The sequence below is a fragment of the Mitsuokella multacida DSM 20544 genome (assembly GCF_000155955.1).
Classification (GTDB): Bacteria; Bacillota; Negativicutes; order Selenomonadales; family Selenomonadaceae; genus Mitsuokella; species Mitsuokella multacida.
Genome location: NZ_GG697142.2, coordinates 329,118 through 355,588 on the forward strand (window position 1 = coordinate 329,118; position 26,471 = coordinate 355,588).

A 26,471-nucleotide genomic window follows, 5' to 3' on the forward strand; every position below is an offset into this window, starting at 1 on the left:
GTTGTCTCAGTGGAGTTCGAGCTCCGTCTCACCGTGTATCTTCTTGCCGGGCAGGAAGAGGGAGAGAACGAGCGCGGCGAGGACAGGCAGGAGCCAGGCGAGACTGCTCTCATGGAGCGGCAGGCTCTTTATGACGGCGCCGGCCCAGCCGAACCCTGCGAACTGGTGCAGGATGTCGATGGCCGAGATCAGGGCGGCCACGGCGACCGTCAGGCGCATGCCCGTACGGGAGAGCGCCGCGAATTTGTTGAGGATCGTCATGATGACGATCGTGATGGCAATCGGGTAGATGAAGAGCAGGATGGGAAGCGAGACCTTGATGATCTCGTTGAGGCCGAGGTTGGCGAGCAGCAGGCTGACGAGACTGACGAGCGTCGCGTACTTCTGGTACGACATGATGGGGAATTCCTCGTAGAAGAAGGTCGAGACGGCGGCAATGAGGCCGACGGTCGTCGTGAAGCAGGTCAGCGTGACCATGACGGCGAGGAAGTACATGCCGGCAGGGCCGAAGAGCGCGAGCGACGACTGGGACAGCACGTAGGCGCCGAGGTTGATGTGCGCATCGCCGTAGACTTCCGGCGGGATCGGGAAGTGGTTGCCGAGCAGCGCGAGCCCGAGGTAGAGCGCGCCCATGAGGACGGCGACGGCGAGGCCCGCCATCCAGACGCTCGTGTAGTGCTCGCGCGCTGAGTGGAAGTGGATGCGGCGCATCTCGTTGAGTGCGAGGATGCAGAAGGCGAACGAGGCGAGCGTGTCCATCGTGTTGTAGCCCTCGATGAAGCCCGTGCCGAAGGCCGAGGTGCTGTACTTGCCGAGCGGCTCAGCGAGGCTCGTCGTGGTATAGGAAAAGAGCCCTGTGAGCATCAGGATGACGATGAGCAGTGCGAACATCGGCGTCAACACCTTGCCGAGGCGCGCGAGGAGCTTTGTCGGCGTAATGGCCAGCCACCAGGCAAAGGCAAAGTAGACGATCGTGAAGAGTGCGAGCGGCAGCGTGCCGTCGCCCGTGATCGGCAGGACGCCAATCGAGAACGATGTGGCTGCCGTGCGCGGGATGGCCATGAGCGGGCCAATCGAGAGGTAGATGAGCGCGAGCAGCAGCAGCGAGAACGCCGGCGAGATCTTCTGGTTCATCTCGGCGCGGAAGCCGCCGGGATTGAACGTGCCGATGATCAGCGCGATGACCGGCATGCCGATGCCAGAGAGCAGGAAGCCGAGGATGGCGGGCGTGAACATGCTGCCTGATTCAAAGCCGAGAGACGGCGGGAATATCAGATTGCCTGCGCCGAAAAACATGCCGAAGAGCATGAGGCCAATCTGGAGGCCATTCTTGAACATAGGAAAACCCCTTTCTTTTTACGGGATATACGTGAAGCCATAAAGCGGCGACTCGTCTATTCTACGGAGTTTTCTCAGATATGTCAATTCTGTATGGACAAATCGAGTATTTTGTGGTAAATACAGCTCAATTTACAATAATATGTACATCGTGATATTCTGCATCATGTATACACATATAAAATAATCATATAATTCAAGAAACATAATTTGAAGTATACATGCATACAATTTGCAATACATGTAAACCTGCGCTATAATAAATCCACGGATGGAGGAATGACGTATGTATACAAAAGATATGCTTGTAATGAGAATAAAGTTGATCGCTCTTAGCCAGATTCGCAATATCGAAGATTCTGTTAAAAAGAATCCGATGGCTTACCGCAAAGACACAATCGAATACTGCGAAGCGATGCATGAAATCATTGAAGCCATGTCTATGGCACGCCTGACGCGCATCGTCGTTCCAATCTACGAGAACTATGAGGAGATGGGCATGGCCGACGACGGCTATGTGGCAGATTCGCTCATGATGATCGTCCTCGCGCTTTACCAGACGGAGATCGGCGAGGAGACCATCTACGATATCGGCTGGACGAGCTACCTGGAAGATTACTTCCGCGTGCGCGCCGCTATCGCCTGATTGTTGCTAGCTGCTATCATTTTTCTCATCGATTATGAATAGAAGACTCCTGCTAAGGCAGGAGTTTTTTTAATTGGGGGCGAATGTTTTTAACAGGGATACACTTGTCTGTAATCTATCTGTCGAAGGAGGCGATTGTTTTGCCGATGTACCGCAAATCCCTGCTGATCCTGCTGCTGATTCTCATCGCAGTGGCCGGCGGCACGTATTATGGATGCTACACGCAGGAGAAGGAATCCGTCCAGCTCGATGTGGCGGCCAATCCCGCCGTGCAGCAGGGCGGCACGGAAAAGGGCGCTGAGATTACGGTCTATGTGACGGGCGCCATCAACAAGCCGGGCGTCGTGACCGTGAAGGAAGGTGCGCGCACGGCTGATGCCGTCAATGCCTGTGGCGGCCTGCTGCCGACGGCCGACGCGGAGAAGGTCAACATGGCGCAGGTGCTCAAGGACGGTCAGCAGGTTCGCGTGCCGGAAAAGGCGGTGCCCGAGACGACCGCTGCCGCGAAGTCGGGCAGCGTGAATCCGGCGGCCAAGTCCGGTACGTCATCGAAAGCAGCGCCGTCAGGACCAGTCAACATCAACACGGCCAGCGCCGAAGAGCTCGACACGCTGCCCGGCATCGGTCCGGCCATGGCCCAGCGCATCATTGAGTTCCGCGAGACGGAGGGTGCCTTTACGGCCATCGAGGACATCAAGAAGGTCAAGGGCATCGGCGAGGCGAAGTTCGAGAAGATGAAGGACAAGATCTGCATCTGAGCCGTCCGAGAGTGGAATCGTGAGAGGGAACTGCTATGAAGACAGGACAACATCCCGTGCTCTTCCTCTTTGCCGCGCTGCTGATGCTGGCTGCGGGCATCTGTCTTGCCATGCTGTGGGGCGAGACGATTCCCCTTGCCTGGGGCGGTCTTGCCATCCTGCTCGTCTTAGCGCTCGTGCTGCTCTGGCGCAGGAGCCCGCTCTGTGCTCTGCCCGTCCTGCTGCTCTTACTCGTGCTCGGCATCATCCGCCTGCAGGCTATGCTCGCGCTGCCGCCGACGGACATCGCTGCCTTTGCGGGCACGGAGGTCAAGCTCAGCGGCACGGTAGTGGATGAGCCGCGCTGGACACCATCCGTCCTGCCGGATGGCAGCTGCATCTACAAAGTGCGCTATCTTGTGGCAGTGGAGCAGCTGAAGCAGCCTCGCGCGGATTGGCAGAAGGCCTCGGGGAAGTGCTATCTCTATGCGAGAGCGAAGGCCTTGCCGGAGCAACCCGCGCGCATCGGCGATGGCGTGCAGGCTTCGGGCAAGGTCCGCCTGCCGCGCGGCTATCAGAATCCCGGTCAGCTCGACACGAATCTCTTGCTTCGCGCCGATGGTATCACGGCGGGCGTCGTGGCGGGCAAGAGCGGCGTGAAGGTAGAATTGCGGGATGGACATGAATTCCGGCGCTTCATCGCCGCGGTGCGCGCGCACTACCGTGAGGGCATGGAGCGCGCCATGCCAAAAGAAGATGCTGCTGCTGTCTTTGCCATGCTGTTCGGTGGCTATGAGGGCTTGGAGGACGAGCTCGTCGCGGACTTCCAGGCGACGGGCATCGTGCACATCCTGTCCGTCTCGGGCTCACACATCAGCCTGGTCGCGGCCGTCATGGCCTGGCTCACCGCACTCCTGCGCCTGCCGCGTGCAATCACAGCTGCACTCGTGCTCAGCTGCATCGCGTTCTACAGCATCCTCGCGGGCTGCGTGCCGCCGGTCATCCGCTCGGCTATCATGGGCGGCCTGACCTTCCTCGCGCTGGCGCTCGGCCGCGAGCGCGAGTCGCGCTACATCCTGCTCTTGACGGGCCTCTTGATGCTGCTCTGGAATCCGCTGCTGCTCTTCCACATCAGCTTTGAGCTCTCGTATCTGGCGACGGCGGGCCTCATCTTCTTAGCACCCGTCTTCCGTGCCTGGCTGCGCGCCCGCGGCCTGCCGGATGCCATCGCGATGAGTCTGGCCATCACGCTTTCGGCGCAGCTCGCGACGCTTCCCGTGCTCGCCTGGTACTTCGGGCAGGTATCGCTCTCGGCGCTGCTCGCGAACTTTCTCGTCGTGCCCATCCTCGAGCTCATCATCATCTTTGGGCTCTTCGCGGGGCTCTTGGCCTTCCTGCTGCCATTTTTCGGCCATGTCATCTTCGTCATGACGAGCCTGATGTTGGGGCTCGCGGCGGAACTCGTGCACATGCTCGCAAGGCTGCCGGGCGGCATCGTCTATCTCGCAGCGATGGCGTGGCCGACGGCCGTGCTCTACTACCTCGCATTGGGCACGCTACTGCTCGGAGAAGAGCAGCGCGAATGGCTGCGGGCCCGCCTCACGCCCTGGCGTCGGCCGGCGTTCGCATTGTTCCTCGTGTTGGCGGCTTCCATCCCGCTTTACCGTGCAGTCACGCCGGACCGTCTCGCCGTCCACTTCATCGATGTGGGGCAAGGCGATGCCGCGCTCGTCGTGACGCCAGCGGGCAGGGCGCTGCTCTTTGACACGGGTGGCACGCGCGAGGGCGGTTTCGATGTCGGCGCGAGGGTTGCCGTGCCATATCTGCTGCATCATGGGATCCGCGAGGTCGCGGCCGTCTTTCTGACGCATGCGCATGAGGACCACGCGCAGGGCTGCGGCAGCATCCTGCAGAAGCTGCCCGTCGGCGCGGTCTACACGGCGGGCGAGGGCACGGCCGCCTATGCGCGCAGCATGGGCCTGAGCGATGCCAGCCCGCTCTTGCAGAAATTCCATGCGGCGAGAGAGGGGGAGACCATGACGGTCGACGGCGTCAAGGTGGAGGTGCTGTTCGCCCCGCCCGCGCCGGAAGACGGCGGCACGGGCAACGAGGTGTCGAACGTCTATCGCGTCTCGTACGGCAGGGCGCAGTTCCTCTTCACGGGCGATCTCGTCAAAGAGCAGGAAGCGAAGCTCGTCGCGTCTGGCCGTGACATCCGCGCGAGCGTCCTCAAGGCCGGCCATCACGGCTCGGCGACGTCGAGCTCGCCGGCCTTCCTCGAGGCGGTCGGACCGCGCTACGGCGTCTTCTGCGTCGGCTTCGGGAATGCGTTCGGTCATCCGAAGCCGGAGGTCCTGCGCCGCTATGAGGAGCAGGGCATCGGCATCCTGCGCACGGACCGCAATGGCGCCATCGTCTTCGAGACGGATGGCGAGAAACTCTGGCTGCACACGTATGCAGGATCATGACAAGAGATACGAGGTGAAGGGAATGGAATTTGCAGAACTGAATCCGGCCCAGCGCGAGGCGGTGGAGGATTTGACGGACAACATCCTGCTGCTCGCGCCGGCCGGCACGGGCAAGACGAATACGCTGGCCTACCGCATCGCCAACATCCTGGCAGAGGGTAGGGCCGAGCCAGAGGAGATCCTCTGCCTGACCTTCACCAACAAGGCCTGCCGCGAGATGAAGGAGCGCATCGTCCTGCGCGCGGGCGAGGGCGGGCGGCGCGTGCTTGTCCGGACGTTCCACGGCTTCTGCTACGATGTCATCAAGACGGAGGCCAAGCGCCACTCTGATCTCTTCGCGGACTTCACGATCTTCGACGAGGCGGACTGCCTTTCGATCATCCGGGATCTCCTGTCGGAGGACTGGCCCGTCCGCTCGGTCCAGTCGCTGATTGCGCTCTTGAAGGAGGTGCGGACGGCCTACGGCTTCCAGACGGATGACGCAGAGGCCGACTACAAGGCGGCCCTGCAGAAGCTCATGGACGAAGACCCTGCTGCGGTCCGGAAACTCGCCGTCACGGAGCACTACCAGTTCTACCGCCAGCTCTTTGAGTCCTGGCAGGTCTGGGGTCCGACGATTGCCGCGCGCTACGACGCGCGCCTGCACGACGTGCATGGCCTCGACTTCACGGACCTCATCGTGCAGGCGGAGGCGCTCTTTGCGCAGGAGGACATTGCGGTCAAGTGGGCGCGCCGCTTCCTCTACATCAACATCGATGAGGTGCAGGACACGAGCGAGCTCGAATACCGCATCCTCTCGCGCATCTTCGGCAGCAGCCGCCTATTGCTCTGCGGCGATTACTTCCAGACCATCTACGAGTGGCGCGGCTCGCATCCTGAGGTCGTACTGCGCGCCTATCAGCGGGACTGGCAGCCGCGGCGCATCGTGCTGACGGAGAATTACCGCTCGACGCAGATCCTCTTGAGCGCCTCGTACCGGTGGCTGCGCCGCAATTTCCCGGAGCGCGTCTCGGCGCTCTACCCCGACGGCATCCACGCGGTCAGCGCCGAGCACGGTCTGCCCATCATCCTCAAGGGCGCCGTGAGCTTCCCCGAAGAAGCGCAGTGGATCTACTACAAGATCCAGCAGCTGCCCATCACGGACTACGGCCGCGTCTGCATCCTGACGCGCAGCAACCGTTACAATAAGGACCTCTCCCTGTACTTCCGCAACCTCGGCTGCCATCTGCCCGAGGCGGAAAGGCTGCCTTTCATGCTGCTCGATGAGATCAAGTTCTTCCGGCGGCAGGAGGTCAAGGATGTGCTGGCTTTCCTCAAGCTTGTCGTCAATCCGCACGATGCAGCGAGCTTCGTGCGCGTGCTCAACCGCTTCGGCAAGGGCATCGGACCTGGCACGATACGCAAGATCTCGCAGGAAGCCTACCGCCGGGCGGGCATCCGCATCACGGACTACCTCGACGAAGATGCGCGGCGCACGGGCGACCCGTTCGCCGTGCTCTTAGAGGCATTCGAGGCAGAAAACATCGTCGTCTTCGATGTCGAGGCGACGGGCGTCGACCCGACGCGCGACGAGATCATCCAGATTGCAGGCCTTAGGCTCGGCAGGGACGGGAAGGCCAAGGCGGAGTTCAAGCGCCTCTTGCGGGCCCGTCGCTCGGTCGGGGACAGCTATCGTGTCCACAAGATCAGCGACGCGATCCTGCAGCAAGAGGGCGAGGAGCCGGAGGCTGTCCTGCGCGAATTCTGCGCCTTTGCCGAGGGGGCCGTCATCGTCGGCCACAATGTTACGTACGACCTCAGCATCCTCGGCAGCGAGCTCGCGCGCCTCGGCCTGCCGCCGCTCTCATACCAGCGCTATTACGATACGCTCGACATCTTCCGCCGCTTCTATCCGAACCTGCCCAACCACAAGCTCGAATACCTCGGAGAGTTCTGCAAGGTCTCGCACCGCTCCACGCACGATGCCATGGACGACGTCTGTGCGACGGCCGAAATCCTCACATATGCCATCGAGAAGAACATTCGTCCGCATGTGGGTGAGCGGCGGGAGTTCATGGCGAAGTGGCAGGATGTCTTTGCGGAGCTCGCGGACTGCGTCAGCGGCTTCCGGCATGAGGCGGAGAGGATGCGCCCGTGGCAACTGCTCGCCAAGATCGTCGTGGACATCAGCATCGACGCGTATTACCGCAGGCGCGGCGAAGAACAGCGCATCGAGAACCTGCGCGACCTCTTCCGCCAGGCGCGCGCAATGGACGAGAAGGAGGTGCGCCCACTCGATGCCCTGACGCGCTTCCTCAATTACGTGACGCTCTCCAACACGAATCTCGATGCTGTGACGAAGAAACAGCAGATCCCCATCGTCACGATCCATCAGGCCAAGGGCGCGGAGTTCGACTACGTCTTCGTCGCAGGCCTGCAGGAGGGGACGTTCCCAGGGCCGCAGGCGGAGAAGAACGAGAGCATGGCAGAAGAAGCGCGCCTCTTCTACGTGGCCATCACGCGCCCCAAGGTGCAGCTTTTCCTCTCCTGGTGTCAGACGCAGCACGGCCATTACACGCACATGAGCCGTTTCCTGCGCGACCTGCCGCGCGAGTACGTGCAGAATGAGTGATTTGCTGGAATTATACTTCTTTTTCAACTACTATGTACATTACAGTGTGCTTATAGTATAATTTTCTCAGAGGGCTTTATGTGTAACATTGTAAGCCTATATGGGGATTCTCAAATGGAAAGGAAGGGTTTGTTTTGGCTGATATGAAACAGTATGTCGCAGATGTGCTCGCGAGCATCGAGCAGAAGGATCCGGAGCAGAAGATGTTCCACGATACGGTATCGGAGGTGTTCTCTAGCATCGTCCCGGTCCTTGAGGTGCATCCGGAGTACAAGGCAGCGAAGATCTTGGAGCGCATGATTGAGCCGGAACGGACGGTCTCATTCCGCGTCGTCTGGCAGGATGACAAGGGCGAGATCCAGATCAATCGCGGCTACCGTGTCCAGATGTCGAGCGCGATGGGCCCTTACAAGGGCGGCCTGCGCTTCCATCCGAGCGTCACGCTCGACGTCTTGAAGTTCCTGGCTTTCGAACAAGTCTACAAGAATGCCCTGACGGGACTGCCGATTGGCGGCGCCAAGGGCGGCTCGGATTTCGACCCGCACGGCCGCAGCGACAATGAGATCATGCACTTCTGCCAGAGCTTCATGACGGAACTCTATCGCCATATCGGTCCGAATGTCGACGCTCCAGCCGGCGATATCGGCGTCGGCGGCCGCGAGATTGGCTATCTCTTCGGTCAGTACAAGCGCATCCGTGACCGCTACGATGCCGGCGTGCTGACGGGCAAGCGCGTTGATTACTGGGGCTCGCTGGCGCGCACGGAAGCGACGGGCTACGGCCTCCTGTACTTCGTCAAGAACATGCTCGATACCAAGGGCATCGACCTCAAGGACAAAGTCGTTGTTGTTTCGGGCTCGGGCAATGTCGCGACATATGCGATTGAGAAGGCGCAGGAGTTCGGCGCAAAGGTCGTCACGTGCTCCGATTCGAACGGTTATGTCTACGATCCGGCGGGCATTGACCTCGCAGCCGTCAAGGAGATCAAGCAGGTGCGCCGCGGCCGCATCAAGGAGTACGTCGAGCGACATCCGCAGGCCGAGTACCATGAGGGCTGCCGCGGCGTCTGGACGGTCAAGTGCGACATCGCGCTGCCGTGTGCAACGCAGGGCGAGATTGACCTCGAGAGCGCCAAAGAGCTCGTCGCCAATGGCGTCATGGCCGTCGGCGAGGGCGCGAACATGCCGTCGTCTCTCGATGCCATCGCGTATTTCCAGCAGAACAAGGTCCTCTTTGCGCCGGCCAAGGCTGCGAATGCCGGCGGCGTCGCCGTCTCGGCTCTTGAGATGTCACAGAACTCGGAGCGCCTGCAGTGGACGTTCGAGGAAGTCGATGGCCGCCTCAAGGACATCATGAAGAACATCTACGAAGGTGCTCGCAAGAACGCCGAGAAGTACGCAACTCCAGACGACCTCGTCGCCGGTGCGAACATCACGGCCTTCGTGCGCGTCGCCGATGTCATGCTGGCCCAGGGACTTGTCTGACCGACGTTCCCGCCCGGCAGCGACCGATACATGACAGATAGACGAGACCTCCGCTCCATCTTTTGGTGGAGCGGAGGTCTTTTATGCTATAATTAAAGGGAAAATCTGGAAAGGGGCGTTGCTGGTGAAATTCAGTGAGTTCATGGCGGCCATCCGCAAGGGGGAATTGCCGCATGTATTCCTGCTGGGCGGAGAAGAGCCGTACTATATCGATAAGGCGAAGGAGGCGCTGCTCGGGAAGCTGTTCCCAGGTGGCACTGGCATGGCCGATGCCCTGCAGAAAGTTAGCGGCGATATGGCCATCGATGACCTGCTCGCGAGCATCGAAGCGGCGCCGTTCTTTGCCGACAAGAATGTCATCCTGATCGCGGGCACGAATCTCTTCCGCGAGAGCAAGTCATCCGCTGATACGAAAGAAGTCGAGGCGCTCGTGCGCCAGTTCGGCGACATGCCGCCCTACAGCTACCTGATCTTCGTCGCACCCTACAAGGCGGACAAGCGGCGCAAGCTCTACAAGGCGCTGGCAAAAGAGGGACTCGTGCTCGAGTCTGAGCCTCTGCGCGCCTGGAACATCCAGGATTGGCTGCAGGGCAAGCTGCAAGCCATCCACAAGCAGATGGACCGCGATGCTTACGCTTACTTTGCGGGGGCGGTCAGCATGATGCAGCAGATCTCGCTCTCCTACCTCGACAAGGAGTTCGATAAGCTCGCGCTGTTCAGCAAGGCACCGCGCATCACGAAGGCAGAGCTCATCGCGGTCTTCTCGGGCCTGCCCGAGGTTTCGGTCTTTGCCCTGCTCGACGCCATCAGCGCGCGCGACGGCAAGAAGGCCTTGATGCTCTTGCACCGCCAACTGGCAGATGGCACGTACTTCACCGTGCTGCTGGCACTCCTGACGCGCCATGTGCGCCAGCTCTGGCAGGCCAAGGTGCTCATGGCGAAGGGCGTGCGCGGCCGGGCCCTTGCCAAGCCGCTGGAGCTCAACCCGTTCATCGCCGAGAAGCTTGGACGGGCGGCCGCTGGCTTCCAGGAGCTCGTGCTGAAGCGCGCGATGCTGCTGCTCATCGATGCCGATTACCTCTTGAAGACGGGGCAGGCGGGCAATGAACTCTTGGAAGAAGCTGTCATAACGCTCTGCAAGAACTGAAAAAACGCCATGAACTGCTGTGGTCAGTCATGGCGTTTTATTGTGCACGATTATTCTTTTTTCTGCGGGAACGGCGCGAAGATGGTGCAGATGGCGGCGAGCGGCAGCGTCAGCGAGGAGATTAGCAGGGCCGGCGTCAGGCCAATCTGGTCGCCGAGTGCGGCGGTGATGGCCGTGCCGAGGCTGCCGAGGCCGAAGGAGAAGCCGAGCATCATGCCGGAGGCCATGCCCTCGCTGCCCGGCATCGCGCGCTGGGCCCAGACGAGGGAACTCGGCTGGGGAGCGAGCAGCAGGGCTCCTGTGAGGAAGAGCGCGACGAGCGACAGCGGCTCCGTGCCCGGGTGCAGGTAGAAGTAGACCGTCGGGAAGATCGCGAGGGCCAGCGAGACGATGATGATGCGCTTGTGAGCGATGCGGTCGCCGAGATAGCCGCCAATCAGGCCGCCGACCGTGCAGCCGACGAGGAAGAGCGTCAAGAGCGTGCCCGACAGGATGCCCGAATAGCCGTGGCTGACGAGCAGCAGCGGCAGCAGCGTCGACATCGAGACGTGCGTGCAGCAGCGCAGGCCCATCGCGATGTTGAGGCGCAGGATGGCGGCGTTGTGGAATACCTCGCGCAGGTGGAAGACCTTGCCCTTGGCCTGCTCTGCAACTGTCGAGAAGTCCGTCAGGCCGCTCCTGAGACAGATGAAGGCGAAGAGGAAGCCGGGCACCATGAGCCATGGCAGCTCCGTCATGGAGAAGCGGTCGAGGAAGGCGATGACGATAATCGGCGCGAGCGCATAGCCGAGGTTGCCGCCTGCTATATAGTAGGACATCGAGCGGCCTTGGCGTTCCGATGGCGCTGTCTTGGCGACGAGTGTCGAGCCGAGCGGATGGAAGGCCGAGACCGAGAGGCCTGTGAAGGCGATGATGACGAAGAGCATGAACTTCGTCGAGATCAGGCCAATCGAGCAGATGCAGATGGCGCCGAACGGGATGACTGGTATCAGGATGCGGCTGAGGTTGTGGCGGTCCATGACGTAGCCGAAGACGGGCTGCATCATGTTGCTCGTGATGGACAGGACCATGACGAGCAGACCGCTGACCGTCAGGGAGATGCCGAGCTTCGGCATGATGATCGGCAGCAGGATCGGCAGGAAGTTACAGTAGAAATCGTTGAGGAAGTGGCCTGTGCTCAAGAGCCAGGTGCCGTCTTTTTTCATGAAGGATTCCTCCTTAGCGGGATTGACCCATCGCTGCCAGCAGGCGCTTGACGGGCAGCAGGCGCAGGATGAGGCAGCAGATCAGGAATTCTGGGATGAGATACGTCGCATTGAAGGCGAGCGAGTAAGCGAGCGGATTCATGCCTTCCGGTGCGTACGAGGCGAAGAAGACGACGCCGGAGATGACGTGGCAGAGGAAGCGCGCGAGGAACGCGAGCGCTGTGCCGCGGTAGAGATGGCCGCGCCAGAGGCCCGCGAGGCCCATGGCCATGTACGGCAGCGGGTAGTCGAAGAGGACCTGCACAGGATGCACGATGAACGGGTCCTGGATGATGTTGATGAGCCCGTAGAGGAAGCCAGCGAGCGCGCCGATGCCCGGCCCGTAGCGGTACGAGAGCAGGAGCAGCGGGACCATGGCGCCGAGTGTGACGCTGCCGCCCTGCGGCATGTGGAAGATGCGGATCTGATGGAGCACGATGGTCAGCGCGAGCATCAGGGCGATATCGATGAGCGTGCGCGTCGTCAGCTTGATGTGACGCGTGTAGAGTCCGCCAAGGATCACGGCGAGCGTGCCGAACATGGCAAAGCCCGCTGTCGGCGAGGCGAGGAGTTCAGACATGGTAACACTTCTTTCTATCTATATTATAAGATTGTTTACAACGACTCTCATTGTAACAAAGGTTACTGTGAATTACAAGGCGTTGTGCTACGATACAGAGAGTGAAAGAGGAGGATGCGAAATGGGAAAATGGGCCGTTATCTATTCATCGGTTACGGGCAATACGAGAACGATTGCCGAGGCAATCGCAGAGCAGGCGGGAGACGCCGACGTCTTCCGCGTACAGGATGCGCCGGAGGACCTCTCGGGCTATGAGGTGGTGGCGCTGGGCTACTGGCTCCGCCTCGGACAGCCGGACCCCCTGATGCTCAAATACCTGCCGAAAGTCCACGATGCGCAGGTCGTCTTCTTCCAGACGCATGGCACGGCGCCGACGAGCGAGCATGCCATCACGAGCTTCGCGCGTGCTGGCTACAACCTCGGACCGGGCTGCACGATTCTCGGCACCTTCGGCTGCCGCGGCAAGATCAACCCCGCGATGCTCGCCAAGCGCAAGAACGCAGGCCCCGACGACCCGCACGGCGGCCCCAAGAGCATGGAGCGCTGGAAGCTCGCTTCCACGCACCCCGACGCGCAGGATATTGCCGATGCCAAGGACCTCGTCGACCGCATGAAGCACAAGATGGTCATGCGCGACCGCTTCCTAGCTAAAAAAGCTGCCAAGATGGCAGCCCTGCAGCAAAAAAAGACAGATAAAGATTGACATTGTGATTGGGCTCCGCTAGAGGGGCCTAATTTTTTTGGAATGAATTGAATAGAGAAAACTAATCATTTAGTAGGAGATGTAGATATTTATAAAGAAATGTAGTATAATAGATTAAAACATAATATGTTAAAAATAGCAGCATAATCTGAAGGATGGTTATTGCAGTTGAAGGCGTATCGTAGAGAGGATTGAGGAATGTGTATCGGTTGAAATGGTGCCTACCCATCGTATCAGCATCCATATGCTTATTTCCTGTGAATGGAGTAGAGGCAGCTCCAGCAGAAGACTGGGTCTATAAAGATCTGGGACATCTTGCGCAGGATGGATATCTGAAGCTCCCCCAAAAAGATGTTCGTCAGTTAAACAGGACAGAACTTTCTGAATTAGTAGAAAACGTTCTGGATAATATAGAGACGAATCCAGAGCGATACACATTCCAAGATCGTGAGAGATTGAATTCATCATCAACAGGAAAATCCATGCATGATGCTGGCCACGTCGATACATATCCCAATTCGAAGCAGATCCATGCACGGCGAGCAACTGATGCATTGGCACGGCAATCCCTGAGAGGCGTGAACCGACTGGAGGTAATGCGGAGATTAAAAGCACAGGCCGAGAAAGAACAGACTTTGCTGGAAAAGGATGCTGCTGATTGGGCGGCTGCGAAGGGAGCGCCTCATCATGATGCCGATACAGGAGTTCAGTCAGCATCATCCGAGTGGTCGGCTGAATATGGTTTTGTGACAAGGATGATATTGGATGATCGTGTACGCATCCGTTTGGCAGAAGAACAGCTGAGGCGAGCTCGAAAGCAGTTGGGGGAACAGGCGGATGGAATAGAGTATGCAAAGCGTGATATTGAGATTGCGGCAAAGAGACTATCTTGGCGCAGACAGATGGAACAAGCCTTGGTACGTCGTCAGTCCATGTTGATGAGGCGGATATCCTCAGATGGTGCCTCATATGACACAGGAGCTCTTTCGGATGACAATCGAGATGACCTCATGCGCATTTCGGATTTGCGTGCAGAGTTCATTGCAGAGTTGCAGAAGTCAGGATACATAGATGATCAAAATGCACATCTTGCTGATGACTTACTTGTTCAGGATATCTTGCTTCCGCGGCTTCGCATAGATGGCGAGGTCCGTGCATCTGATCGACATTCAACAGGTGGACGTAGAGAATATCATCAAAACGTCTCAGAATTACGTACCAGGATTTACCCCAGCTATAATATTGATGGGAATTGGCATGCTATTGGCATGTTCGAAGCCAAGAAGAACTTCGGCGATAGAGATGATCATGTATTTCAGTTTGACCGATACTATCTGGAAGGGATGATAGGCGCAGCTAAGCTGACGATTGGTACAAGCAGTTCCTTCATGGCGAATGGCAATGTATACGATAGTAAATTCAAGGGACTGCGCATATGCGGTGGTCAGCCCGTCGTATATACATTCGAGTATGGCAAGGCAAATGATGCAGACCAAACCTGGGATTTATCAGCCGATTATGAACAGCCTTTATATGGCCTGGGCGCAGGATTCTATCAATTTGTTGATGGACGTGACCGTTTTGACCGCATCGTTCCTGGAACGCAAAGTATTGCCATGCTGCGAGCTCATCGCCTGATGGGCGATTTTGATGCCGGTATCATGCTCTTGTACGGAAGAGACCGTGGGCATGATGGGACAGGATATGTTCTCTCTCTCCTGAATGGGACCGAAAAAAGCTGGATCCGCCATAACCGGAATTGGTGGTTGAATTATTACTACCAGCCTTATGAAACGTATTATCAGCATACGATGAACGGCACAGCGGATATCATGCGGAAATACGGTGGCATGAAAGGCATAGGGATTGGGTATTCTTATACGGTAGCGCCGGATCTTCTTTGGAATATCGAATATTATCATCTTAATGAATTGGATGGCGGGAAAAATAGCAATACGATATGGACGGCACTTACATATTATTTCAAGAACTATGAGGATTAAAAACATTATCACGGAATAATCAAAAGATATAAATATAAATCATTATATGGGGGAGTTGAGTAGGGATGCATTTTGCGAAACAATTGCAAGAGAAAAAGAGGCATCTTGCAGTCTTGGGACTCGGCTATGTTGGGCTGCCTTTGGCGGTGCGTTTTTCTGAGCATTTTTCGGTTCTCGGTCTGGATCAGAATGAAGAGAAGATTGCATCTTACCGGGATGGACACGATGTGACGGAAGAAGTTGGGGATGAGGCGCTGGGAAGGGCGTCCATCCGCTATACGTCTGATATGTCGCAACTGGTACAGGCCTCTTTCATCATCGTAGCGGTACCGACACCCGTACATGCGGACAAGACGCCGGATCTCGGGCCAGTGGTCTCGGCCAGCCACAGTGTTGGCCGCTATCTGCAGAGAGGCAGTGTCGTCGTCTATGAGTCGACGGTCTATCCTGGTGTAACGGAAGAGCTCTGCCGCCCCATCCTCGAACAGGAGTCTGGACTCGTCTGCGGGCGCGACTTCAAGATTGGCTACTCGCCGGAGCGCATCAATCCGGGCGACCGCAAGCATGGTCTCGAGCAGGTGACGAAGATTGTCTCCGGCTGTGACGATGAGGCCTTAGACACCATCGCGCAAGTCTATGGGACGGCCATCCCGTCCATTTACTGCGCCGCCAGCATCAAGGTGGCTGAAGCGGCGAAACTCGTCGAGAACGCGCAGCGCGATGTCAACATCGCCTTCATGAACGAACTTTCGCGTGCCTTCCATCGCATGGGCATTGACACGAAAGAAGTGGTGGATGCCATGGATACGAAGTGGAATGCGCTTCACTTCCGGCCGGGACTCGTCGGTGGTCATTGCATTGGTGTCGATCCGTATTATTTCATCTACCAAGCGGAGAAATACGGCGGGCATGCGCCCATCGTCACGGCAGCACGCCAGACGAATGAGGGTATGAGCGCCTTTGTGACGGGGAATATCGTGCGGGAGCTCATCCGTCAGAAAATCGATGTGGCGAGGGCGCGCATTGTCTTATTCGGCATGACCTTCAAGGGGAATTGCCCGGATACGCGTAACTCCCGTGCTGTCGACATCTATCGCCAGCTCCAGTCGTACGGCATTGAGCCTTTGGCTGTCGATCCACATGTGGATGCGATAGCGTTCCAGCGTGAGTTTGGCATATCTTTGCAGCCGCTTGATTCCATCCATGATGCCGATGCACTTGTCTTTCTTGTGGCACATCGAGAATATACTGCCTGGGATATGACGGCTCTTCGCGCCATGGTGCACGAAGAGGAGAGTGGCAAGCCGCTGCTCGTGGATGTCAAGCGATTGTTCAGCCGTGCGGATGCCGAGAAGGCGGGGTTCGCCTACTGGGGACTTTGAGATTCCATTGCTATATGTAGGGATTCCCTGGATTTCTGTAAGGAAGTGTGTGATTTGAGCTATAAGAGAATTGCCGCGATTGCAGGTCTTGTCATTCTGCTCATCTGTGGCTGCCTGGTCTATCTGCGCGATCACGTCCTGGTCGAGAATCGCGATATCCCAGAGCTCACAGATGTCAGTGCAGCCTATCAGGCAGACGATGAGATTGCCAAGGCAAAACAGCAGATGCAGGCGGGAATCGCTCCGGCAGAAGTCATCACGACATTGCCGGCGGGGGGCAACTGTGTGGCCATTGTCATCGACGGCCTACCAGACCGGCCTCTGGCAGCACGGCTGGTGGATGTGCTGCAGAAGCATCGTGCTGAGGCGACGTTCTTCGTTGAGGGGCAGAATGCCGCTGATGAACCGGAGACCATACGCCTGATCCGTGATGCCGGTTTTGAACTCGGCAATTATACTTTCGTGGGACTGGCAGGACTCGATAAGGTGCCTCAGGATGAGCAGCTGCGGGAAATCTGCCGCGCTCAGAAGATTATCTCGGTTCGCTCTGCCTTTATTCCGACGCTCTTCCGGGCGCCTCGGACTGTTTTTACTGATGCATTGCTGCAATCCGTGCATGCATCGGGGCTGCCGTATGCTGTGAAGGAGAATGTAAGTGTTCCACGTCATGTCCTTGTGGATGATCCGGCTGCTGATGCCTATGTGGCTGGTATCGCCGACGGTAGCATTATTGCCATCCAGGCCAATCGTCCTGTGGAGCGCAAAGCAGAGACAGAGGGCAAGGTTGACGAGAGACCTGCCATCGACATGAAGCCGACTATCCAGGATGCGGGAGAGCAGGCGGTATCGCCGACGGAAGATCTGGCGAGCGAACTGGATCGCTTGCTCACAGCACTGGAGAAACGGGGATTCAAGGTCATGAATGTCAACGGTTTCCGCAAGATACGCTATATCCCGGCCAATGCGGCTGTGGCAGGCGAACAGGCTGCCTCTATGGCTGCTGGCGCACTGAGCAAGGATACAGCAGAAATGGTGCAGGGAGGTGGAGCCGATGGCCAATGACAAGAAGAAAACGTCCGTTGAAGACGATGTGCTCTTTCGCCTGAAGCCAGACCGGCGGCTGCTCTCTTATGCGCCGGATGTGACAGGACATCGCACGAATCGGGACCGTCGCGGGCGGGACTCTGCTGATACTGGGACGAGTTCTGGTTATATCAAACTGCAGCAGGACGACAAGAACGGGCAGCGTTATCTCGTCAACTACAGCGTGACCGTTCGCTTCACGCTCCACGGTCAAAAGAAATCGGTCCAGATGAAAGGTGAGGATATCTCGACGACCGGCATCTTGCTGACTACACCGTCGTCTGCAGAACAGGTCCCCCTGATGGAGGCCGAGGATGTCCGCCTGACGTTTGAGATCACGCCAGGCTCGATGCCGGAGGGCTATGAGATGATGGTCCGCAAGATCCCGGCAACGTGCGTCCGTGAAGCGTCGCGCCCGGATGGCGCACATCTCTATGGGATGCAGTTCAAGTCCACTCTGGCAGAATTCTCGAATACGCATCGCAAGAATTACATGCTCGCAGTAGCGTCCTTCTTCTTGGCCGTCATCGTCTTTGTCATCGTGCTCATGCGTGCAGAATCGGTCATCTATTTCCAGTTCAATCGCTGGCTCTACCTCTACAGCATCATCGCGGCGACTTTCCTGCTGACGCGCTATCTGTTTGGTTCCTTCTACCGTCCGACAAAGATTGATCCGGATTATACACCGGGGGTCATGATCATTGTCCCATGCTTCAATGAGGAAAAATGGATTCAGCACACGATACTCGGCTGCATCAATCAGGATTATCCTATCGACAAGCTTGAAGTGATTGTGGTAGATGACTGCTCGAATGATCATTCAGTTGATAAGATCAAAGAGATCATCGAGCGACTCAAACAGTCTGACGGGGACCAGAAGATGTACCGTGTTGAAGACCGCCTGCATTACTATGTCCAGCCGGTCAATAAGGGCAAGCGTGAGGCCATGGCTGTTGGCGCGCATATGGCGAAGCATGAACTGCTCGTCTTTGTTGATTCCGACAGTTTCCTCGATCCTTACGCCGTACGCAACATCGTGCAGCCATTCAAGGACAAGAAGATGGGAGGCGTCTCAGGCCGCACGGATGTCGCGAATACGTATACGAATTCCTTGACGAAGATGCAGGCTGTCCGCTATTACATCGCCTTCCGCATCATGAAAGCGGCCGAAGGCTACTTTGATGCGGTCACCTGCCTTTCGGGGCCACTTTCATGCTATCGCAAGGACCTCGTGCTCAAGTACTGCGATGACTGGCTCAACCAGAAGTTCCTTGGCCAGCGGGCGACGTTTGGCGACGACCGCAGCATGACGAATTTCATCCTGCGCCATCATCGCACGACGTATCAGGACACGGCGGTCTGTATGACGATCGTGCCGAAATCGCACAAGATGTTCCTGCGCCAACAGATGCGTTGGAAGCGCTCTTGGCTCCGGGAATCCATCATCGCGGCGCGCTACATGTGGAAGAAGGAGCCCTTCATGGCGCTGAGCTTCTACATGGGCTTGCTTGTACCGATTGCAGCACCAATCATCGTGCTTTACAATCTCATCTATATCCCCATCATGCATCGCGTCTTCCCGCTTACGTTCCTCGTCGGTATGCTGATGATGGCACTGCTCATGAGCATGGCACAGCTCTTCCTGCGGCGCAGCACGACTTGGATTTTCGGCGTGTGGTTCTGCCTCTATTACGAGGCCGTCCTGCTTTGGCAGATGCCAGTGGCTTGGTTCACCTTCTGGAAATCGACCTGGGGGACGCGCTTGACGCCAGCGGATCTTGCCGAGATTGAGAAGGCAAAGAAAAAACAGCAAAAAAAAGTGCGTCGAGAGGGAAAGAAGGTGGATGAGCATTGAAAGATTCCATGAAACAAGATACTCCGAGAGAAGACCTTCGCGCTGAGATCGAGAAGCTTGGTGATGATGCATTCACGCGCCGCAAGAATCGTTTCAAGCGCATCCGCACGGTGCTCCAATTCCTGGTCATTGCCGTCTGCCTCGCCATGTTGGCAGACCTGTTCTTTCACCTCAAGACGTATCATCCATATGATGCGTCGTCACTTGCTGATAGCAGCGAGGACACTGGCTTCATTGCCATCTCGTACTTTGGCGTTGACCGCATTGGCGATTCATCGACTCTGATTGGCAAGGATCTGTTGGAAGAACATCTGCAGGCTTTGAAGGACCAAGGCTATGTGACAATTACGCAGAAGGACATTGAGGACTATTATCAGTCTGGCAAGCCCCTCCCGAAGCGGGCACTCTACCTGATGTTTGAGGATGGGCGACGTGACACGGCGATTTTCGCCGATACTATCATGGAGCGAATCAACTACAAGGCGACCATGATGACGTATGCCGGCGTCTTGGACTATGAAGACCCGAAATTCCTCAAGCCAAAGGAACTCCGCGATATGGAAGAATCTTCCTTCTGGGAGATGGGCACGAATGGCTACCGGCTTGAGTATATCAATGTCATGGACCGCTATGGCAATTACATCGGTGAGATCAATCCGCTTCGCTATGCGATGATTCACCCATACCTTGGCCGTCATTACAATCACTATTTGATGGACTACATCCGCGATAAGGATGGCGTGCCCAAGGAAAGTTATAACCATATGAAGCGCCGCGTGGATTACGATTATGAGCATCTGCGCGATGTCTATGAGGCGCAGCTCGGTTATGTACCGCATACGTATGTACTCATGCATTCCAATACGGGCCGGTTTGGCAATAACCGGGACATCAGTCCCGTCAATGAGAAGTGGATCCGCGACCTCTTTGTCATGAACTTCAATCGAGAGGGTTACTGCTTCAATCAGCGTGGCAGCAGTATCTACGACCTCACGCGCATGCAGCCGCAGCCGTATTGGCCGGTCAATCATCTACTCATGCGCATCAAATACGACATCAATCAGCCCATCTCATTCAAGCAGGGGGATGACCGCCATCAGCAGGACTGGGATAATCTGAAGGGAGCGGCGCAGATCAAGGCGGAGAAATACATCTTGACGACACTGCCGGAAGGAGAGGCCCTGTCCCGCCTGCAGTCTGGAGAAGACTTCCGCGATGCGCGTATCCGCACGCGTCTAGAAGGAAATGCCTTTGGCGCACAGAAAATCTACTTCCACGCAGCCAATGATTTGAGCCGCTATGATGAGGTCAGCCTGCGCAATGGCGACCTCGTCGTCACAGAGAAGACTGGTGGGGCGGAGAGAGAACTCTACAGGGAGAAGCTGGCGGTCATCTTAGGAGAGAAAATCCAGTCCAAGGAGGAAGCAAAACGCGAAGCAGAGGTCAAGGAGAACGAGGCGTTTGCACGCTATGCGGATTCTCCGGCGGAAGCGAAGGAATATCTGTCACGTGCTCAGACACGGCAGGCACAGCCGGCAGCATCTGTTGACGATGGCGCCGAGCCAGATGAAGCCGTGACGAGTTTCCATGCGAGGAGCTTCCATGATATCGACATCGCCTTCAAGGACGATTATCTGACCGTTACGGTAGATGGAAAGACGGCCGTGGACAATATCCTACTAGCAAATACGCAGGAGGGAACTGTACTTCTCGGAGCCGCCTGGAAAGCCGATGCCTGGAGCCAGCGCAACCTGGCCGATGATGTCTACGATGGCGTATTCAACAAGTTCACCGTCCTCTCGAATACGGGCAAGGCGGAGAAGGATGAGAAGGTCCTGTTTACCATGCAGTATACAGGGCTGGAATATTACGAGCAGCGCGCCAAGGAACTCTGGGAAACCATCTTGAAGTGGTTCCTGACGTATCTGTAAGTCTGTCAAATCGTAAAATGGGGCTGGCTGCTTATTTGCTTAGAAAGGACGATTGCAGTGATGAGGAAAAAAGTGAAGTATGCGGCAGTGCTGTCCGCCCTGTTGCTCGCTTCTGCGGCGGCCGGCCTGAGCTGTGCAGGAGCAGAGCCCGTGAAGTCTGGACCGCATCCGGAGGTACGCCTCTCAGCGTGGTCGGCATACTGGGATGATGCGAGCGGCGCGGCAGAATATCGAGGAATCCGGCGTCATCTGAGCAGTTTTTCCGCTTTTGCCGCCTCGTATGGGCCCGATGATGTGCTCACCGTGCCAGAGGAGACGCAGCGCGCGCTGAAACAGGCCCAGAAAGACGGCAAGGAGACATACTTGACTGTTGTCAACGACAGCCGGGATGATTCGGGCAGAAGCGTGGAAAAGGACGCCGTGATGACGAGTCGCATCCTTCGTGATGACGCGTCACGCATCAAACAGGCTGAAGCGATGGTGGATGCCGCCAAGAAGCTCGGCGCCGCGGGAGTGGAGCTGGACTTTGAACGAGTCTTCAAGGATGCGAAGCTGCAGGAGGACTATCTGCACTTCACCTACCAGCTGAGCCTTGCCTGCACGCGTGCGGGCTTGAAGCTCCGCATTGTCCTGGAACCGTCGGCCCCATTTGATGCGCCGTTCGCCAAGGGACCGGAATACGTCGTCATGCTCTACAACCTGCATGGCCTGCACAATGGGCCTGGCCCCAAGGCAGATGGCGCCTTCATCCGCAAGACCGTCAGCAGGATGGCAGATTTGCCGGGCAAGAAGTCGGTGGCAATCGCCACGGGCGGCTGCATCTGGCAGGACTACAGACTGCTGGGGCTGAGTCGTGGCGCGACGCGCTTCCTGTCGAGTCAGGAAGCCGCTGCTCTGGCTAAAGAAAAGGAGGCTTCTGTTGTAAGGGATGGGGCCAGTGCAGTACTACACTTTTCGTATGAGGAAGATGAGCATCATTATGAAGTTTGGTATGCAGATGATGAGACTGTTAATGCTTGGATTACAGAGATTGCCAATCTCGGTATTGATGGTGTAAGCATCTGGCGTCTTGGAGGTAATGTGAATATTGACAATGTTCATTTGTGAATATGAGTAGATTATTAGGATAGGAGTGTTATTTTGCGTAGAAGTAAGATTTTTGCAAGGATATTACTAGGCATTAGCATTCTGTCTGCTTGTTCCATTGTAGAGCCTATTGAGACTCAGGCAGCATCTCAGATGACAGGAATCGAGAATAGGCGTATATCCGCAGCAGAAAAAAGAGCACGAGTGTTGCAAGAAAAAAAGGAAGTCGAACAACAAGCTATTACAGCGTTAGAAAACAATAAAGGGAGAAAAGCTGAAAAAAATAAATTTATTCCATCAACTAAAAAATCGATAATTCTTTCTTTCGGAGGGCTGTCGAAGAGAGAACCATTAGAAAATATTTTGGATGCTATGAAGAGCAATCAAATGCATGGTACTTTTTTTGCAACAGAGAGGGAATTGAAAAAATATACAGATAATATACATTTAATCCAATCTTATGGACAGGATTTAGCTATTGGTCTGACATCAATAAAAGGTGGTGGCTCATCAAAAGAATATGTAGAACAGATTATACGTGTACGAAAAATCCTAAAAAATCAGTATGGTGTAGAGACGAATATCGTGCGACAATTAGCACAAGCTGATAATGAGGATGCTATTAAAGAAGCCATTTCTGCCATGAACTGTTATTGGGTAGACCAGGGACTTAATGTCGTACAGTCAAAACAAAAGGATGCTAAGACGGTAGAGGAAGTGATAAATCGTATATTTGGTAATCGTATTACATCATTAAATCGAAATGAAATTGTTTTTATCAGAACAGATTATTACACAGATCCGGATTTAGCCGCAGCGGTCATGTTAGCAATTAAGAAAGATAAAATAAATAATATCACCTATCATGAATATGATAGGCAATTAAATGAAGCTGATAAAAATGATTCATCATACCAGATATCATCAATAAAAGATGTCCTAGAAGATACGAAACATCGATATGAATATCCTGTAGATACCTCTTGTATGCCTGATGATATGAAGCCTGATTATCATCATACGTATATCACGAATCAGAATTTTCAAGAAGAATTTTTAAAAAGATATATTGGTGCTCCGGAAATTACCCGAGCAGATAGAATGCCTGGTTTTACTAAGAAAGAGGTAGCTTTAGCTGATAAAACAGGGCTGGTAAAAACAGCACCACCCCAGACGGTTTTTCTTACTTTCGATGATTGGGGACACGATGATTCCATCAATAAGATTTTATATGTGTTACGTAAGCATCGAGTTCATGCGACATTCTTTGTTATTACCAAAAATATTGAACAGAATCCTAATATGTTACGTGCTATTGTATCAGAAGGAAATGAGGTGGGCAGTCACACCGATCATCATGTATCCATGTTTGGCTTGGACAAGCGGGGACGGACATATTCTATTGAGGATGCAAAAACATATCGTGATAATATTCGATCTTCTTATGAGAAATTGGCAGCTGTCATTGGAGACGTGAAAATAGAGAATGGTACGCGTCTTGCACTCACACGGCTTTTACGTCCACCGCAGTTGTATGTAAGTAGAGAAGGTTCGGCTATTGCGTTAGAAGAGGGCTTTACATATTTGGTGAGTGGATCTGGAAGTGCAGAAGATTATGGCTCTGTTTCGATGGAGTCATTAGAAGGCATAATGGATCACATTGTCCATAAGCGCAATGGTGAGGTGCGCCGTGGTGCTATCATGGTCATGCATATGAGCAGAACCGCTATTCGTACTGCTCGTGCATTGGATATTTTACTGACGAAGAATGAGCAACGACCTGAAGGGGACCCGAAGAAGTTCAAGGTCGGACTGCTCGGGGATTACCTCAGAGATGGCTATGACCAGCGCATGACGACGCCAAAGGACATGCGCGAGAAGCAGATTGACTATTGAGTGGTACACGATAAGCAAAAACGCCTTTCAACAATGAAGGGCGTTTTTGCTGTAGATTGTAACAGAAGACAATCATTTTTGTGCTGTTGTTGCATCCTTGGTGGTGATGTGATAAAATAGAACGTAAATTCTATTAATTAAAACATATTGGTTTGTCTGTATATTCTGATGGAAAAGAGGTGCTTGATCGAGCATGGATTTCACGAATGTATCGGAGGATGTGCTCAATCTCATGCCGGGGGCTGTTGTCTTGCTTCACGCAGATGAAAGCATTTGTTGTGTCAATGAAGCGATGTGGAAGCTGTACGATTGTCAGTCGAAACAGGAGTTCCTCAATCTGATAGGATCATCGTTTCGTGGCATGGTCATGCCAGAGGATTGCCAATCCATCGGCATGATGGTGGAGAAATCCGTACATCAGAGTGGTTCGGTGACAGAGGAGCGGTTGGCCAACTATTCCTACCTTTTCTTCTGCATCCGCACGAAGATAGGACGGATTCGCCATGTCGAGGGATCGATACGCCGTGTCTGCTTCCACGGCAAGTGGCTATGGTCACTGCTGCTCGTCGATGCTCATGTGCGGTTCCGTGCAGTGGAGCATGATGCGTTGACAAACCTCATGGGCAGGCATCTCTTCTTTTCCAGGGCGTCTGAGCGTGAGGTGGCTGATCGCGCCGAAGGAATTTTTGGCAGAGATGTGCTGGCGTACTTCAATCTGACGAACTTCAAGCATTATAACGCGATGTACGGCGCAGAGCGGGGCGATGATTGCCTGCGAAGGATTGCGGCTGTCCTGCGAGAAGGCTTCCCTGATTCGCTCTTGGCCCGCATGTCGGCCGATATTTTCTTGGCCTTGATACCGGCAGACGATGCGCAGAGCCGCATCGAGAAGGTTGTGCAGAAAGTCAACGGTCTTCTCAAAGGAGAACATACCTATCTGCATGCGGGTATCCGCTACTTCTCTGCGCAGGAAAATGTATCAATCAGTATGGCTTGTGACCAGGCAAAGGCAGCCTGTGATTCCATCAAGAGAGAGCGAGGCCGTGCGTATTGCGTATTCTCTGAGCACCTCCGACAGGAATTGGCGGTCCGCTCGTATGTCATCGCTCATATTGATGAAGCCGTCGAGAACGGTTATATCGAGATATACTATCAGCCAGTCGTGCGCACATTGACGGGGAATCTCGCAGGCATGGAGGCATTGGCGCGCTGGCATGATCCGGTCTACGGATTCCTTCGCCCCAACCAATTCATCCCGGTGCTCGAGGAGGAGCGCCTGATTGACAAGCTTGACCGCTATGTCATACGGGAATGCGGGCGACAGCTCCGCAGGCAGATGGATGCGCATCAGCCCATCGTGCCGATTTCATTCAATGTATCGCGCATGGACTTCCAACTCATGGATGTCCTTTCTGAGATCGAGTCCGTCGTCCGCGAGAATGGTCTGCCGCGTGATTGCCTGCGCATCGAGATCACGGAGACGGCCATGGTGCAGGATCGCAATAGAATCTTGGAGATGATTGATCGCTTCCGCGGCAATGGCTATCCGGTCTGGCTCGATGATTTTGGCAGTGGCTACTCTTCGCTGAATGTGCTCAAGGATTATCATTTCGATGAGCTCAAGATTGACATGGAGTTCCTGCGTGTATTCAATGACACGAGCCGCAAGATCATCACATCTGTCGTCATGATGGCTAAGGCCATCGGCATCCACACGCTGGCAGAAGGGGTCGAGACACGCGAACAGGTGGAATTCCTTCGCAGCATCGGCTGTGAGAAATTGCAGGGCTATTATTATGGACGACCTATGCCGTATGACGAATTGGTGGCACATTGCCGGGAGCGGCATCTGTGTGCTGAGACGCGCCAGGAAGAGCGCATCTATGGAGAAGCAGGGCTCTTCAATGTCATCCGGGTCTCACCGGTGGCGCTCTTCCTGGATGATGGCAAGGAGTTATACATGGCTTATGAGAATGATGCGTATCAGAAAGTCATGATGGCCGTGGGCATCTCGAGTCGTCGCGCGGTCAATCAAGTCATCTGTTCGCTGGATGATGTGCGGCGGCATAAGATGCGTGCCTATGCTGACCGCGTGACACGTAACCGCCCCTGCAAGGTATCGGAGACGTTCTTGCTGGATGGCAGGCGCCTGCGCGTCCGCGCCAAGACGCTGGCCGGCCTGCCGGGGTTCCACATCCACATGGCGGAGATCGTAGATCTCACACGCGATGCAGATTCTATTTGAAGGACAAGAGAGGCACAAAAAAACTTCCCCTT

18 protein-coding genes are annotated in these 26,471 nt (G+C 55.6%); 15 read left to right on the top strand and 3 right to left on the bottom strand.

The genetic code is table 11. The features are described from left to right. Positions 1-6 precede the first annotated feature (6 nt). A complete protein-coding gene (gene brnQ, locus MITSMUL_RS08330; RefSeq protein ID WP_005841722.1) occupies positions 7-1,338 on the bottom strand; it encodes a branched-chain amino acid transport system II carrier protein in 1,332 nt (443 codons plus the stop codon). Positions 1,339-1,774: 436 nt separating this feature from the next. Here brnQ and MITSMUL_RS08335 point away from each other — a divergent pair, with 436 nt between their 5' ends. The 6 genes from MITSMUL_RS08335 (at position 1,775) to holA (ending at position 10,431) form a co-directional block, all read left to right on the top strand. After that, positions 1,775-1,984 (top strand): hypothetical protein, encoded by a 210-nt coding sequence (locus MITSMUL_RS08335; protein ID WP_169627157.1) that lies wholly within the window; start codon positions 1,775-1,777, stop codon positions 1,982-1,984. 140 nt (positions 1,985-2,124) lie between these two features. Further along, positions 2,125-2,742: a ComEA family DNA-binding protein gene (locus tag MITSMUL_RS08340; RefSeq protein WP_040636087.1), complete on the top strand. Its 618-nt coding sequence runs from the start codon at positions 2,125-2,127 to the stop codon at positions 2,740-2,742. Positions 2,743-2,777: 35 nt separating this feature from the next. Further along, entirely contained in the window at positions 2,778-5,189 is a 2,412-nt protein-coding gene (locus MITSMUL_RS08345; protein ID WP_005841728.1) for a DNA internalization-related competence protein ComEC/Rec2, read from the top strand. Between the two features lie 22 nt (positions 5,190-5,211). Next, entirely contained in the window at positions 5,212-7,800 is a 2,589-nt protein-coding gene (locus MITSMUL_RS08350; protein WP_040636088.1) for a 3'-5' exonuclease, read from the top strand. Between the two features lie 134 nt (positions 7,801-7,934). After that, entirely contained in the window at positions 7,935-9,284 is a 1,350-nt protein-coding gene (gene gdhA / locus MITSMUL_RS08355; protein ID WP_040636089.1) for an NADP-specific glutamate dehydrogenase, read from the top strand. Between the two features lie 124 nt (positions 9,285-9,408). Beyond that, positions 9,409-10,431 (top strand): DNA polymerase III subunit delta, encoded by a 1,023-nt coding sequence (gene holA / locus MITSMUL_RS08360; protein WP_040636318.1) that lies wholly within the window; start codon positions 9,409-9,411, stop codon positions 10,429-10,431. Positions 10,432-10,481: 50 nt separating this feature from the next. Here holA and MITSMUL_RS08365 read toward each other — a convergent pair whose 3' ends face one another. Both MITSMUL_RS08365 and thiT read right to left on the bottom strand, forming a co-directional pair. Beyond that, a complete protein-coding gene (locus MITSMUL_RS08365; RefSeq protein WP_005841736.1) occupies positions 10,482-11,636 on the bottom strand; it encodes an MFS transporter in 1,155 nt (384 codons plus the stop codon). Between the two features lie 13 nt (positions 11,637-11,649). Further along, complete coding sequence (gene thiT, locus MITSMUL_RS08370) at positions 11,650-12,255, bottom strand: energy-coupled thiamine transporter ThiT (RefSeq protein WP_050751663.1); 606 nt, start codon at positions 12,253-12,255, stop codon at positions 11,650-11,652. Between the two features lie 121 nt (positions 12,256-12,376). On the opposite strand from thiT, the gene MITSMUL_RS08375 reads away from it, so the two are divergent. The 9 genes from MITSMUL_RS08375 to MITSMUL_RS12355 all read left to right on the top strand — a co-directional run bounded on the left by MITSMUL_RS08375 (position 12,377) and on the right by MITSMUL_RS12355 (position 26,439). Next, positions 12,377-12,958 (top strand): flavodoxin family protein, encoded by a 582-nt coding sequence (locus MITSMUL_RS08375; RefSeq protein WP_040636091.1) that lies wholly within the window; start codon positions 12,377-12,379, stop codon positions 12,956-12,958. Between the two features lie 257 nt (positions 12,959-13,215). After that, complete coding sequence (locus MITSMUL_RS08385) at positions 13,216-14,961, top strand: PspA/IM30 family protein (protein WP_156779539.1); 1,746 nt, start codon at positions 13,216-13,218, stop codon at positions 14,959-14,961. Positions 14,962-15,026: 65 nt separating this feature from the next. After that, positions 15,027-16,343, top strand: a complete 1,317-nt coding sequence (locus MITSMUL_RS08390) for a nucleotide sugar dehydrogenase (protein WP_005841746.1) — start codon at positions 15,027-15,029, stop codon at positions 16,341-16,343. Positions 16,344-16,388: 45 nt separating this feature from the next. Further along, positions 16,389-17,405: a polysaccharide deacetylase family protein gene (locus tag MITSMUL_RS08395; RefSeq protein WP_419537974.1), complete on the top strand. Its 1,017-nt coding sequence runs from the start codon at positions 16,389-16,391 to the stop codon at positions 17,403-17,405. Next, positions 17,395-19,281 carry a glycosyltransferase family 2 protein gene (locus tag MITSMUL_RS08400; RefSeq protein ID WP_005841750.1) on the top strand — a complete coding sequence of 629 codons (1,887 nt, stop codon included), beginning with the start codon at positions 17,395-17,397 and terminating at the stop codon, positions 19,279-19,281. Before MITSMUL_RS08395 ends, MITSMUL_RS08400 begins: the two co-directional genes overlap by 11 nt. A gap of 8 nt (positions 19,282-19,289) precedes the next feature. After that, a complete protein-coding gene (locus MITSMUL_RS08405; RefSeq protein ID WP_005841752.1) occupies positions 19,290-21,212 on the top strand; it encodes a polysaccharide deacetylase family protein in 1,923 nt (640 codons plus the stop codon). Positions 21,213-21,272: 60 nt separating this feature from the next. Next, complete coding sequence (locus tag MITSMUL_RS08410; RefSeq protein WP_005841755.1) at positions 21,273-22,319, top strand: glycoside hydrolase family 18 protein; 1,047 nt, start codon at positions 21,273-21,275, stop codon at positions 22,317-22,319. Between the two features lie 33 nt (positions 22,320-22,352). Beyond that, the gene (locus tag MITSMUL_RS08415; protein ID WP_147652983.1) at positions 22,353-24,194 is read left to right on the top strand and encodes a polysaccharide deacetylase family protein; all 1,842 of its coding nucleotides are present in this window, start codon (positions 22,353-22,355) and stop codon (positions 24,192-24,194) included. Positions 24,195-24,561: 367 nt separating this feature from the next. Continuing rightward, positions 24,562-26,439 carry a putative bifunctional diguanylate cyclase/phosphodiesterase gene (locus tag MITSMUL_RS12355; RefSeq protein ID WP_187115563.1) on the top strand — a complete coding sequence of 626 codons (1,878 nt, stop codon included), beginning with the start codon at positions 24,562-24,564 and terminating at the stop codon, positions 26,437-26,439. Positions 26,440-26,471: the final 32 nt, after the last annotated feature.